Origin of the sequence: Rhodococcus sp. PD04 (assembly GCF_035918275.1) — a bacterium.
Lineage (GTDB): Bacteria > Actinomycetota > Actinomycetes > Mycobacteriales > Mycobacteriaceae > Rhodococcus > Rhodococcus rhodochrous.
In genome coordinates this window covers 4,132,270-4,145,418 of record NZ_CP142143.1, presented here as the reverse complement: position 1 = coordinate 4,145,418, position 13,149 = coordinate 4,132,270, and the positions used below count along the sequence as shown (strand labels likewise).

General features: G+C 65.5%; 11 protein-coding genes and 2 riboswitches. Of the genes, 10 read left to right on the top strand and 1 reads right to left on the bottom strand.

The window, feature by feature from the left end; all coding sequences use genetic code 11:
- The first annotated feature begins 2 nt into the window (after positions 1-2).
- Positions 3-117, top strand: a riboswitch (cobalamin riboswitch).
- A gap of 81 nt (positions 118-198) precedes the next feature.
- The 7 genes from U9J23_RS18990 (at position 199) to U9J23_RS18960 (ending at position 8,249) form a co-directional block, all read left to right on the top strand.
- Positions 199-1,104 carry an ABC transporter substrate-binding protein gene (locus U9J23_RS18990; protein ID WP_172415056.1) on the top strand — a complete coding sequence of 302 codons (906 nt, stop codon included), beginning with the start codon at positions 199-201 and terminating at the stop codon, positions 1,102-1,104.
- Between the two features lie 107 nt (positions 1,105-1,211).
- Positions 1,212-2,174 (top strand): FecCD family ABC transporter permease, encoded by a 963-nt coding sequence (locus tag U9J23_RS18985; protein ID WP_230823337.1) that lies wholly within the window; start codon positions 1,212-1,214, stop codon positions 2,172-2,174.
- The gene (locus U9J23_RS18980; protein WP_145692382.1) at positions 2,171-2,983 is read left to right on the top strand and encodes an ABC transporter ATP-binding protein; all 813 of its coding nucleotides are present in this window, start codon (positions 2,171-2,173) and stop codon (positions 2,981-2,983) included. The genes U9J23_RS18985 and U9J23_RS18980 overlap by 4 nt, the downstream gene beginning before the upstream one ends.
- Entirely contained in the window at positions 2,983-4,329 is a 1,347-nt protein-coding gene (cobU, locus tag U9J23_RS18975) for a bifunctional adenosylcobinamide kinase/adenosylcobinamide-phosphate guanylyltransferase (protein ID WP_088899383.1), read from the top strand. Before U9J23_RS18980 ends, cobU begins: the two co-directional genes overlap by 1 nt.
- A gap of 420 nt (positions 4,330-4,749) precedes the next feature.
- The gene (locus U9J23_RS18970; protein ID WP_088899384.1) at positions 4,750-5,403 is read left to right on the top strand and encodes a SipW-dependent-type signal peptide-containing protein; all 654 of its coding nucleotides are present in this window, start codon (positions 4,750-4,752) and stop codon (positions 5,401-5,403) included.
- An 87-nt stretch (positions 5,404-5,490) separates the two neighbouring features.
- A complete protein-coding gene (locus tag U9J23_RS18965; protein ID WP_253250163.1) occupies positions 5,491-6,057 on the top strand; it encodes a signal peptidase I in 567 nt (188 codons plus the stop codon).
- Positions 6,054-8,249, top strand: a complete 2,196-nt coding sequence (locus U9J23_RS18960; protein WP_143543584.1) for a hypothetical protein — start codon at positions 6,054-6,056, stop codon at positions 8,247-8,249. Before U9J23_RS18965 ends, U9J23_RS18960 begins: the two co-directional genes overlap by 4 nt.
- An 875-nt stretch (positions 8,250-9,124) precedes the next feature.
- Here U9J23_RS18960 and U9J23_RS18955 read toward each other — a convergent pair.
- Positions 9,125-9,898 carry a sulfite exporter TauE/SafE family protein gene (locus U9J23_RS18955; RefSeq protein ID WP_272269070.1) on the bottom strand — a complete coding sequence of 258 codons (774 nt, stop codon included), beginning with the start codon at positions 9,896-9,898 and terminating at the stop codon, positions 9,125-9,127.
- Between the two features lie 150 nt (positions 9,899-10,048).
- Positions 10,049-10,141, top strand: a riboswitch (SAM riboswitch).
- Positions 10,142-10,370: 229 nt separating this feature from the next.
- Between U9J23_RS18955 and U9J23_RS18950 the strand changes: the two genes are divergently transcribed.
- From U9J23_RS18950 to U9J23_RS18940, 3 genes are read left to right on the top strand one after another with little or no spacing between them, the layout of a single operon-like run.
- On the top strand, positions 10,371-11,342 hold the full coding sequence (locus tag U9J23_RS18950) for an amino acid ABC transporter permease (RefSeq protein WP_442802255.1): 972 nt from the start codon (positions 10,371-10,373) through the stop codon (positions 11,340-11,342).
- Entirely contained in the window at positions 11,339-12,121 is a 783-nt protein-coding gene (locus tag U9J23_RS18945; protein ID WP_145707682.1) for an amino acid ABC transporter ATP-binding protein, read from the top strand. The genes U9J23_RS18950 and U9J23_RS18945 overlap by 4 nt, the downstream gene beginning before the upstream one ends.
- Before the next feature lie 35 nt (positions 12,122-12,156).
- A complete protein-coding gene (locus U9J23_RS18940) occupies positions 12,157-13,131 on the top strand; it encodes an ABC transporter substrate-binding protein (protein WP_272269068.1) in 975 nt (324 codons plus the stop codon).
- Positions 13,132-13,149 lie beyond the last annotated feature (18 nt).

Here is a 13,149-nt window from a genome sequence, read left to right as displayed (position 1 = left end):
ATCCGGTAGGGCACCCGCTGCGTTTTCGGTGAAGCCGGTGAGAATCCGGCGCTGTCCCGCAACTGTGAGCCCGATTCCGGGTGAGCCAGGTCAGCCGGCGCGGAGGGTTCGTACGTACTGGTCCTCGGACGAAGGACGGTGACGTGCCGCAACCGCACCGTTGCAGCCGTACTGTTTTCGTCCTCCGAACAACGGAGGATGGCTGTGCCCCTCGACAATCACCTACGGCTGCTCGCCGCCGGACTGACCGCCTTCGCGCTTCTCGCCGCAGGGTGCTCGAGCAGCGACGATTCGTCACCGTCCGGTGACACCGACACCACCTCCGCGGACGTCCCGCAGGCCATCGTGTCGTTGAGCCCCACCAGCACGGAGATGCTCTACGCCGTCGGTGCCGGCGATCAGGTCGTCGCGGTCGACGACCGGTCCGATTACCCGGCCGACGCGCCCGTCACCGACCTGTCGGGGTACACCCCCAATGTCGAGGCGATCCTCGGATACGAACCCGACCTCGTCGTCGCCAACGCCGACACCGCCGATCTCGTCGCGGGGCTCGAACAGGCCGGTGTCGAGACGCTGATCCTTCCGGCGGCCGAGAACCTGGACGACACCTACGCGCAGATCGAGCAGCTGGGAGCCGTGACCGGGCACGTCGGCGACGCCGCCGAGCTCGTCGCGCAGATGAAGACGGACATCGACGAGATCCTTGCCGGCCTCCCCGAACGGGAGACCCCGCTGAGCTACTACCACGAGCTCGACAACACCTTCTACACCGTCACCGACGACACCTACATCGGCGAGATCTTCTCGATGCTGGGTCTGACCTCGATCGCGACCGGCGGCAACGGCTACCCGCAACTGTCCGCCGAGTACGTCCTCGAACAGAACCCCGACGTGATCTTCCTGGCCGACGGGCAGTGCTGCGGCGTCACGCCCGAGGTCGTCGCGGAGCGTGCCGGGTGGGGCGAGCTCACCGCCGTCCGGGACGGCCGTGTCTACGTCCTCGACGAGGACATCGCCAGTCGCTGGGGGCCGCGCGTCGTGGACCTGATGCGTGAGGTCGCCCGGATCGTCGGTGCCATCCCCGCGGTCCAGCCCACGCCTTGATCTCCCTGTCGCGAGGCAACACCCGCGCACTGCCACCCGGTGGTGCGCGGGTGGTGCCGCGCAACGTGCTCGTACTGACCGGCGCGGTGCTCGTCCTGTTCGCCGCGATGCTGGTCGGGATCCTCGTCGGGCCCGCCGGCCTCACCCCGGGCGGGGTGCTGCTCGACATCGCCGACCGCCTGCCGTTCGTCGACGTGGACTCCGGGCTGAGCACGCGTCAGCAGGCGATCCTGTGGAACATCCGGATGCCGCGCGTCGTGCTCGGGGTGCTGGTGGGGGCGATGCTGGCCATCGCCGGTGCCGCCTACCAGGGGGTCTTCCGCAATCCGCTCGCCGACCCCTATCTGCTCGGGGTCTCCAGCGGCGCCGGTCTCGGTGCCACCCTCGCCATCGTCGTGGGCGGCGCCGCCGGGTTCGCCGGTGTCCCGATCGCGGCTTTCGCCGGGGGACTGCTCGCCGTCGGCGCGACGTACTCGCTCGGCCGTACCGTCGGCGGCAGCCGCTCGGAAGTCGTCATCATCCTCGCCGGTGTCGCCGTCGCGGCCTTCGCCAACGCGATCCAGACCTTCTTCATGCAGCTGCACGACGACACGCTGCGGCAGGTGTACTCGTGGATGCTCGGCCGCCTGTCCACCGACGGCTGGTCCGACGTCGTCGTGGTCCTGCCGTACGTCGTCGTCACCGTCGCGATCATCGCGCTGCATCGGCGCACACTCGATGTCATGGCGGTCGGCGACGTCGAAGCCGCGAGCCTCGGAATCAACCCGGCGCGCGTGCGGCTGCTGCTCGTGTGCGTCGCGACCCTCGGGACGGCCGCGGTGGTCTCGGCCAGCGGACTCATCGGGTTCGTCGGCATCGTCGTTCCCCACGCGGTCCGGCTGCTCGTCGGACCGGGTCACCGCCTCCTGTTGCCGCTGTCGCTGCTGGTGGGTGCGTCCTTCCTGGTCCTCGCGGACGTCCTGGCCCGCACCGTCATGTCGCCCGCCGAACTGCCGATCGGTGTCGTCACCGCGGCGATCGGGGCGCCCTTCTTCCTCGTCGTGCTCAGACGGAGCCGAGGTGTCCGATGAAAAGCGATGTTCTCACCACCCCGACCATGACGGTCTCGTGCCGGCAGCTCAGTGCCGAACGCGGTGGTGTCGAGGTGCTGCACGGGGTCGACCTGAACGTCACCGCGGGATCGTGGGTGTCGCTGGTCGGACCCAACGGTTCGGGCAAGACCACTCTTCTCCACGTCCTCGCCGGTCTCGTGCCGGCCACCGGTCATCTGCAGGTCGCCGACGTGGCGCCCGGGCGCGCCGGACGTCGGGACATGGCACGCGCGGTCGCACTGATGCCGCAGCGACCGGTGGTGCCGGAAGGCGTCACCGTCCGCGAACTGATCCATCTCGGCCGCACCCCGCACATCCCGCGCTTCGGCTCCGAGACCGCGCACGACCGCGAGGTGGTGGACCGCGTCGTCGAACGACTCGAACTCGAAGCGTTCGCCCCACGCCTCGCGACCGAACTGTCCGGCGGTGAGCTGCAGCGCGTCGTGCTCGCGCGCGCTCTCGCCCAGCAACCGCGGGTGCTGCTCCTCGACGAACCCACCAGCGCACTCGACATCGGGCACCAGCAGCAGGTACTCGAGCTCGTCGACTCGATGCGGACCGAAGGCGACCTCACCGTCATCGCCGCGATGCACGATCTGACCTCCGCCGCGCAGTACGGGGAACGACTCGTGCTCCTCGATCACGGACACGTCGTCGCCGACGGAGCGCCCGACGACGTCCTCACCGCCGACCGCATCGCGCAGGTCTACGGCGCCCGCGTCGAGATCCTCGACCGCCCGGCGGGTCGCGCCGTCCTCCCGCTCCGCGACAGCACGAAGGACTGCTGATGGAGGTCGTGCTCCTGGGAACCGGCGCGGCGGACGGGTGGCCGAATCCGTTCTGCACGTGTGCATCCTGCGCAGACGCCGTGCGTCGTGGTGAGGTCCGCGGGCAGACCGCGGCACTCGTCGACGACGTACTGATGCTCGACTGCGGTCCCGAGGCGCCCCACGCGGCCGTGCGGCACGGCAGGTCGCTGGCGAAGGTGCGGCACATTCTCCTGACGCACGCCCATGCCGACCATCTGGGCCCGCAGGCGCTGTTGTTCCGATCGTGGGTCGCTGCCGGTGTCGAGCTCGACGTGATCGGTCCCGCCGACGCGCTCGACACCTGCAGGCCCTGGGTGGCTCCCGACGACCCGGTGCGCTTCGTGCCGGTCGAGGCGGGGGACTCGCTCACCGTCGGCGACTACTCGGTGCGCGTTCTTCCCGCACGGCACAAGGTGTTCCGCGACGGCGATGCGGTGCTGTACGACCTGTCGGGCCCCGGCGGGTCGCGGTTGCTGTGGGCCTGCGACACCGGGATGTGGCCCGCCGAGTGGTTCGAGGCCGTGCGCGACGCCCGGTTCGACGCGGTCTTCCTCGAGGAGACCTTCGGGGACCGTTCGGAACTGTCCGAGGGCCACCTCGGTCTGCCCGAGTTCGGCGCGATGGTGGACGGTCTGCGCGGAGCCGGTGCCGTCACCGAGAACACCGACGTGGTCGCGGTACATCTGGGCCACCACAATCCGCCCATCGACGATCTACGGAACCGACTGCAGCAGTTGAATGCTCGTCCGGGTCGTGACGGTGAGGTGATCCACGTGGGTGAAGAGGCTCCGCTCGTGCCGCATCGGACGTTGGTGCTCGGAGGAGTGCGGTCGGGTAAGTCGCGGCACGCCGAGGAACTACTCGCGTCGTATCCGTCCGTCACCTACGTCGCCACCGGCGGGACGCGTGAAGGCGACGCAGAATGGGCGGAACGTGTTGCGCTGCACAGGGAGAGGCGACCGGCATCGTGGTCGACGATCGAGACCTCGGATGTGGCCAAGGTGCTCCGGGATGCCGACGAACCTCTGCTCGTCGACTGCCTCGGAACGTGGCTCACGGCGCGACTCGACCTCCACGACGTGTGGAACACAGGGAATTCCGCTGTCGTCGACGCCGACATCGACGATCTCCTCGATGCGTGGCGGCAGGCCCGGGTTCCCGTGGTCGCAGTCAGCAACGAGGTGGGCAGTGGTGTGGTGCCGGCGAGTGCGTCGGGGCGGTTGTTCCGCGACATGCTGGGTCGGCTCAATGCGCGGGTCGCCGAGGCGAGTGAGTCGGCGACTCTCGTGGTGGCAGGAATTCCCGTTTCTCTGAAGTCGGATTGATTTCTGTTCTTTCCTGTAACACGTAATTCTAGTGATGGAATTATTGTCTCGAATGCCCGAATAGGGCCTTCCGTTGCGAGTGCGTGGTCGATCGCCCTCGAGTGGACGATCGTCCAGCTCTCGTGGGGTGAAATCATGGGTGAACCTTCAATTACTAGGCGTGAACTGGGGAAACGTTAAAGAAGACCGTCCAGGATGATCTACATCACAGGTCTTGAGTTTGCCTACTTGTCGGTAACATACTTCCGAGTAAGTCCGATGCAACGGACAGAAAACAAGCCATAGATAACTCGCAGAACCCCACTCGATCGAAATTCCATATTCGGTCGTGCGGTAGCCCCATGCCTGATTCGGGGAAGGCGGAGGGGCGGGGCGACAAGCGACACGAGCGGGCACGCAGACTGCCCAGAGGAGTGAGTCATGACGATCGACAACGCTGACAACAAGGCACAGAAGCGTCGTAAGGTCCGCGCGATCCTGGCCTCCGGCCTCGTTCTCGGCGTGGGTGCGGCAGTGACCCTCGCTGCGTGGAACGACTCGGTGTGGGGCAACGCAGAGTTCGGCACGGGTGGAAATACCTGGAACGTCCAAGGAAGCTTCGGCGGAACTGAAGACTGGGACGAGTTCGTGACCAGCGACGAGGCTGGAACGTTCGCGTTCGCGATGAATCCGACCGAGATGGCGGCCGGCGATTCGGTTTATGCCAAGGTCGGTCTGCGGGTGGTGTCCGAGAAGCTCGGCGCCGAGATCGGCATGCCGGCTGCGCAGAATCTGTCGGCTACGTCGAAGTTCGCGGACGTGCTCCAGTTGAAGGTTGCGCCGATCGGGCCCAGCGCGAACTGTAATGCAGACGCCGTGAAGAATGCTTCGGATCTCGTCGCAAACGGCTCCGTTCGGACTGCTTCCATCCCGGCCAAGGGGGTCACGATCCCGGCGAACGGCCAACAGTGGCTCTGCTTTGCTGTGACGCTTCCGAACGGCACAACCCCGACCCAGCTCGGTACCCCGAACGCTCAGGGGGGTTACAACGCCTCGCTCCAGTGGGAATTCCAGGCAGTGAGCCCGGAGGCCTAGCCGCCCTCGTGCGCTGCCCGAGCGGTCCGAAGTCGGGCAGCGCACCCCGTCCTCGATTCCTACTTTCCGAAGAACGGTCCGGTCCGAATGCACGCACTCATTGAGCCGACACGGCAGCAGAAGTCCATATGGTCCCGTCTCGAGAACGGTCTGCTCAATCTCCTTGCGGTGGGCGGGTTGGCGTGCATTGCTCTGGTGATTGCCGCGTTCTTCTTCAACATCTCGTTGATCCTGTTCAAAACGGGATCTATGGCTCCGACCATTCCCCAGGGTTCGATGTCTGTAGTACAGCGCATCTCGGCCGACGACATCGAGGTCGGTGACGTCGTCACTGTCGATCGCGAAGCCGGTGAACTGCCTGTCACACACCGTGTGATCGCTGTGCACCCTCAACGTCCGGGTGAGGCACTCATCGAGATGCAGGGCGACGCCAACCCCAATCCCGACCCCGGTCCGTACCGGGTCACCGAGGTTCGCAAGGTGCTGTGGTCCGTGCCTGGTGCAGCCTCCGTCATCGTTTGGTTTTCGGATCCCCTGATCCTTGCCGGCCTTACTCTCGGTGCCGCACTCCTCGTTCTGTGGGCGTTCTGGCCCCGCAAGGGAGAGTTCGAGTCGGCGTCAACTGCGCCTATTGACCTCAAGGATCAGCAATGAACAACCCCAGATCGTCGCGACTCCTCGTCGCGCTACTCGGTGTGCTGACCGTGGCGGGCGCCGCGATCTTCAATGCCGGCTTCGTCGGGCAGACTCTCGCGAGCTGGAACGATCGCGTCTTCGGGTCGTCGACATTCGGAACAAATTCGGCGGCGTTCGAAGGGTTTGCGCAAGCAGTCGGTGCTCGCTACCACTTCCATAGACGACTGTCGGATTCGAATCTTGGGGGCGCTCAAGCGCAGGTGAAGTTGCCCAAAGAAGATACTGTCAAGAAGAGTTGGGTGTCCCAATCCGGATCCGGAACGGCCGGCATTCTCGCAGCCTCGATGAAGGGCTCTTCGTGTGCGTCCTACTATCGCGGCGGCGGTACGAGTACATGTACCGACAGTCCTGCAAAGCCGGCGATCGGGTATGCGTATGGGGCTGCAAGAGATATCAAAGTTGAGACGGCTACCGTAGCCGGCATCGATCTCCTTACTTCTCAGGATGAGATCTCGACATCGGCAACCTGTCTCGCTGACGGGACGATGATTGCTGGCCCGATCAAACCATCGAATGCATCGCTCAGGCTGGGACCGTGGATCTCCGGGGTGCAGATGCAGTTGCCCCCCGAACCAATCGTTCAAGGTGCCGACCCGGCCGTGACTACGCGATCGGCTAGCCGAAATTCGCCGTTGGTCGGGTACGAATACACAGCGACATTGATCCGCACGAAGCAGGAGACATCGAAGGGGGCACGGTCTGAACTCCGACTGCAGATGATGAGCATCGGTAAGGTGACCGACGAGCAGAAGTGGTCCCTCGACCTCGTCTTGGCGTACGCCGAGTGCGGTGTAGGGATGTCGGTGCCGACACCGGAATGGCCCGTCGTCGACGGATCGAGTGTTCAAGGCGCGGCAGTGAGCTCCTTGGCGTCCTTGATGTTGGGCCCCCACAAAACGTCTCTTTGTTCCGTCACAAGCAAGGGAACGCAGCCGAGAGATAGCTCGCTCGTCGATGAAGGTGATGACGATGTCGGCACGGTGGAAGCGACTCCAACTGAATCCGTCGACTCTCACCTCGTCGAATCTGTCTCTGGAACATCGTTCGGAACTGAACCTGCTGGTCTCGAGATTGGCGCAGACGAGCTGGAAGTAACTGGAGAAACTGACGATCGCGCTGACGAATCAATGTCATGTGAGCTCGATGCGTCAGGACCGAGCGCTACTTCGCCCATTGATTATCTGATAGACGAGAATCTCATAGAGGAAGCCGAAACTCTGCCAGAGCCTACCGATTCTCGAGAGGAAGGCGAAGACGTCCGATTCGGTGCTGACGATGGACGCGTCGGGGGAGACCCTCGTGAATTCGATGGCAGTACCGAAGGATCGACCGGAGCCTCGGATCCGACTCGCGAGGACAACGAGAATGGCAAGGGAGAGGACGGCAAATCACCAGGCGGCAAGACTGCAGACGAGACGAAGGCCGCGGAGGGCGACGACAACTCCGAAACGTCCGACAGCGCGGTCGACGAAGCCCGGGAATCTGAGGTCGATGGCAAGGATATTGGTTCAGTCGAAGACGCGACCTCGACAGCGCCGACGACCATATCCGCCACGCCGCCTGGCGAGCCCGCACCTACACCGGCACCTGTCCAGACGCCGGCTCCCAACGGACCCTCGACTCCGAGTCGCGTGAGTGCTCGAGTTCCGTTCTCGATGGTCGCTTCGGATGGAAGTGTTCTCGGCACTGCGACCGTTCGTGACGTCTCACGCAGCAGCGGATGCGTCGCGGTTCTCCTGGAGGTCGAGACGTCCGATGGTTCGGGGAGCACGCAGCTGAACGGAGTACGCGCCCGGGACTTCCGTGAGGTACTTCCGGACGGAGGTACGGCTCCGGTCGGCTCACCGACCGCGTCGTGTGGCGGTGGTGCCTCGATGCCGGCCTCTTTCTCTCCGAACTCCACCTATACGGGATGGGTGACGTTCGATGTCCTCAACGGTGGAAACGCGGTGATGCTGCGTCCGTCCGGCACGGCCGGTTGGATCTTCACTCTTCCGTCGGCGCCCGCGGTCTCTGTACCGACTTCGGTGACGGCGACTCCTGCGACGACCGGAGCGGACGTGCCGGACGAAGAAGCGTCTACCGAACCGGCAGAGGAAGCCGCGCGCCCAACCGCTGCAACCGCAGCAGACGACAACGTGGACGAATAGCACGCCAGGCAGGAGGTGATCACAGTGCGTGCGGCCGAACCTGCCGGTAGGGGCGCGCGTCTGCTGGTGATCTCTTGCATCGTCGGCCTGGTTTCGGCGTGCGGATTCGGATCGCATCTACATCCGCCGCCGGACCAAGCCGGGATTCAGGGAAACTTCGGCATCGACCAGAGCGAGTCAGGCTCCTGGGGAGAGTACGGGACCCGAGAAGGCGCCGGACGATTCGAGTTCTCCATCGACCCGCTCTCTCTCCAACCAGGTGAGCCGGTCTATGCGCCGGTTGCGTTACGAACGCTTCCGACGGTGACGACGCCGGTAACGATCATGTTGAGACCACCGTTGACGACACCGAACTCGGTTGCGGGGGTTCTGCGGTACTCCGTATCGGAGGCTCCCGCATCGTCCTGCAACGCGGGAGGTTTCGGATCTCCGACTGTGGTCGACGGTCAACCGCTCACGGCGACGGGCGGCAGCCTCATGCTCGAACCGAAGGTTGTGCGGACTCTGTGCTTCCGTGTAGAGATTCCCGCCGGCACGCCACCGCACGACTTCGCCGGGCTCGCCGACACCGTGGCGTTGTGGGAGTTCCGAGCCGAGGGCGAGGACCCTCCACGCCCACCGAAGCCTGCCCCCGACCGGTGTCATTCGCACTCCGGGCCCTTCGTATTCGGAGGCGGATGGTACTTCGTGCATTGCTGGTTCCTGCGACGGCATTGGGGGGGCACCTGTGGGTGGGAGCGCGCTGAGGTCGACCGCAGGTCACCACGTTCGCGTCTCTCAGATGACTGCGCTCTCCCGTCCGAAGCGTGTAGGGATCGGCGCGGCTACAGTCTGGTGCCGGAGCGGGGTGTTCTCACCGTCTTCGCGGAGACGGGTCAGGCGAGCAGTCGGTACAGGCCGATCAACCCGACCACGACGATCACCGCACGCAGCGCCACCGGCGACAGGCGTCGGCCGTAATGGGAGCCGAGATAACCACCGATCAAGGAGCCCACGGCGATCAGCGCGGCCACGGTCCAGTTGATCCGGTCGAACGCCACCAGGATGTATGCGGATGCGGCCACGATGTTCACGACCAGCGACAGAAGGTTCTTCGCTGCGTTCTGTCGCTGGATGTGGTCGTGCAGCAATGCTCCGAACAGGCCCATCAGCAGAATGCCCTGTGCCGCCGTGAAGTAGCCGCCGTAGATGCCGACGGCGAAGGTGCCGACGACGAGCAACGTCATCCGCACCGGCCCGAGACGGCCGTCGGCGTCGCCACCTGTCCGGCGAGCCACCCACGCCTGGATCTTCGGCTGGAACACGACGAGTGTGAGTGCCAGGAGAAGCAGGATCGGCACGACCGTCTCGAAGACGGTCTCCGGCAGGTGGAGCAGGAGCCACGCTCCGACCAACGCCCCGCAGAACGACGCCGGGATCTGCCATTGCAACCGTTCCCATTGCCCGCGCAGTTCGCGCCGATACCCCCAGGTGCCCGATACGCCTCCCGCGACCAGGCCGATCGCGTTGGACATCGTCGCGGTCACCGGGGGTACACCGAACGCGACGAGCGTCGGGAAGGTGATGAGGGTGCCGGATCCGACGAGGGAGTTGATCGCTCCGGCGCCGAGCCCGGCCAATGCGACGAGGAAAAGTTCGAGCGGGGTCACCGAGGCGAGTCTACGGCGTGCCGAAACCGGCCTTGTTGTCGATGTCGGGGCACCACGTCGACATCTACATCGGTCTCGACGAGGGACGGTATTTCCGCCACGGTGAGAGAAAGCCTGTCCACGACGCGCCGCACTCCGTAGGTTGAGCAGCGACCATCCAGAGCGACCGAGAGACCTGGCTCCACGACGTCGCAGCAACCCCCCGTGCGCGGGTGCGGGTGCTACCGCCGGGATCGATGGAGGAACGAGCATGACCCGCTGGACCGAGCGCGCCTCGTGGTGCCGCCTGCACATCGACCTGTGCCGCGGTACTTCGCACCGGTGTCGTCGCTGACGTAGACCGCCCGTCGTCCTTCGCCGCGTGAGTCCCGGCCCGTCCGCAGGGGGACGGGCCGGGACCCACGTCTGCACCCCCGCACCCCCGCATTCCCGAAAGGCCCATCCCGATGGCTCCCGCCCCCAGGACGTCGCCGTGAGCACGTCCACCGATCTCCGCATCCCCGACGCCCCGGCCGACCACACCGACGACGAGGACCTGGCCGTCGCCCGGAAACGGCATCCGTGGCGCTGGGTGATCAGCGCTGCCGTGCTGATCCTCGTCGCCCAGTTCGTGCACGGCCTGGTCACCAACCCCGGCTGGGACTGGGCGACCTTCGCGCAGTACTTCACCGCGTCGTCCGTGCTGTCCGCACTGTGGATGACGATCGAACTGACACTGTGGGGCACGGTCCTCGGCTTCGCTCTCGGTGTGCTCCTCGCGGTCGGCCGGTTGTCGAACAATCCTGTTCTGCAAGTGGTCTCGTGGACGTACATCTGGGCGTTCCGATCGATCCCGCTCATCGTCCAGCTACTGTTCTGGTTCAACATCGCGTACCTGTACAAGACGCTGTCGATCGGCATCCCCTTCGGGCCGGCCTTCTTCGAGTTCGGTGTGGCCGGGGTGATCTCGGGATTCACAGCCGCCGTCATCGGTCTGGCGCTCCACCAGGCGGCCTACTCCGCCGAGATCATCCGCGCCGGCATCATCTCCGTCGACCACGGTCAGATCGAGGCCGCCAACGCGCTCGGCATCCCGCGTTACCGGCAGTTCATGAAGATCGTTCTCCCGCAGGCCATGCGGGCGATCCTCCCGAACGCCGCCAACGAAGTGATCAGCCTGTTCAAGGGCACCTCGATCGTCTCCACCATGGCCATCGCCGAACTCTTCTACCAGGTACAGGTGATCTTCGGTCGCACCGGACGCGTCGTTCCGATGCTCATGGTCGCGACCGTCTGGTACATCATCCTCACCACGATCCTGTCGATCGGGCAGTACTACGTCGAACGGCACTACGCCCGCGGTTCGGCACGTGCACTGCCGCTCACCCCATGGCAGCGTGTGGTCGCGAAGTACCGCGAGATCCGCGACAGCAGCATCGGCGCACCCCGGGGAGCGACGAAATGACCGCCACCAGGGACGACGTCGACTACGTCGTCGACGTGCGCGGAGTTCACAAGTCGTTCGGCGCCCTGGAAGTCCTCAAAGGCATCGACCTGCAACTCCGTAAGGGCACGGTCACCGTGATCCTCGGTCCGTCCGGATCCGGGAAGTCCACACTCCTGCGCACCCTCAACCACCTCGAGAAGGTCGACCGCGGCACCGTGCGCATCGACGGTGAACTGATCGGCTACAGGCGTCGCGGGAACAAGCTGCACGAGTTGCGTGCCCGTGACATCCTCCGCCAGCGCTCCCGCATCGGCTTCGTCTTCCAGAACTTCAACCTCTTCCCGCACCTGACCGCCCTCGAGAACGTCGTCGAGGCACCGGTGTCGGCACAGGGACGCGACCGCGCGGAGGTCGAGGTGGAGGCTCGCGCCCTGCTCGACCGCGTCGGCGTGGGCGACAAGGTGCACGACTATCCGAAGCAGCTGTCCGGCGGTCAGCAGCAACGTATCGCGATCGCGCGGGCCCTCGCCCTGCGACCCGCCGTGATCCTCTTCGACGAGCCCACCTCGGCTCTCGACCCCGAACTCGTCGGCGAGGTTCTCGCCGTCATCCGCGACCTCGCCGGCGACGGTGCGACCCTCGTGATCGTCACGCACGAGATCGGTTTCGCCCGTGAGGTCGCCGACACCGTCGTCTTCATGGACGGCGGCGTCATCGTCGAACAGGGACCACCCCACGAGGTCCTCGACAATCCGCAGCAGGAACGCACCGCGTCGTTCCTGTCGCGCGTTCTCTGATTCCCCTCCCCACCACAGCACTCGAGAAGGTAACAATGTTCGCTTCCTCCCGCCGGGTCCGCCTGCTGACCTCGGCTCTGACCGCCGCCGCCCTTCTGGGCGTCGCGGCCTGCGGTTCCGGCGCAGATGCCGGCACCGACGCCGATGCCGCGACGACGGCCGGTTACAACCTCACGGCGGACCAGAACCGCATCACCACCGACCCGGTCGAGGAGATCGCCGCGAAGGTTCCTCAGGAGATCCGCGACCGCGGCACGCTGGTCGTCACCGGATCCGCCGGTACCGCGCCGCCGCTGCGTTTCTACGCCGACGACGACACGACGATCATCGGATCCGAGACCGACTTCGCCCATCTCATCGGGAACGTGCTCGACCTGGACATCGAACTCACCGCCGCCGACTGGGCGCAGAACTTCGTCCGCGTCGACTCCGGCGAGGCGGACGTGTTCATCTCGAACGTCACCGTCACCGAGGAACGCAAGGAGAAGTACGACTTCGCCACCTACCGCCTCGACAGCCTCGCCATCGAGGTCGGCAAGGACAGCGGCATCACCTTCGACGGACCCGAGGACATCGCCGGCCTGACGATCGGTGTCGGCTCCGGGACCAACCAGGAGTCGCTGCTCGTCGAGTGGAACGAGCAGAACGTCGCCGCCGGGCTCGAACCCGCCGAGATCCTCTACTACCAGAACGCCGTCGACTACTACCTCGCGCTCGGCTCCGGACGTATCGACGCCTACGTCGGCCCGAACCCGACCTCGGCGTTCCACGTCCTGCAGGCAGGTGAGACGGAGATCGCCGGCACGTTCTCGGGCGCGGGCCTCGACCTGCAGGGTGAGATCGCGGTGCTCACGAAGAAGGACAACGGACTGATCCGGGCGATCAACGAAGCGATCAACCACATCATCGAGAACGGCACCTACGCAGAGGTTCTCGAGCGGTGGGGCATCAGCAGCGAGGCGATCGAGGTCTCGCGCATCAACCCGCCCGGCCTGCCCAAGACGACCTAGACCGGAAGCGACAGGAAG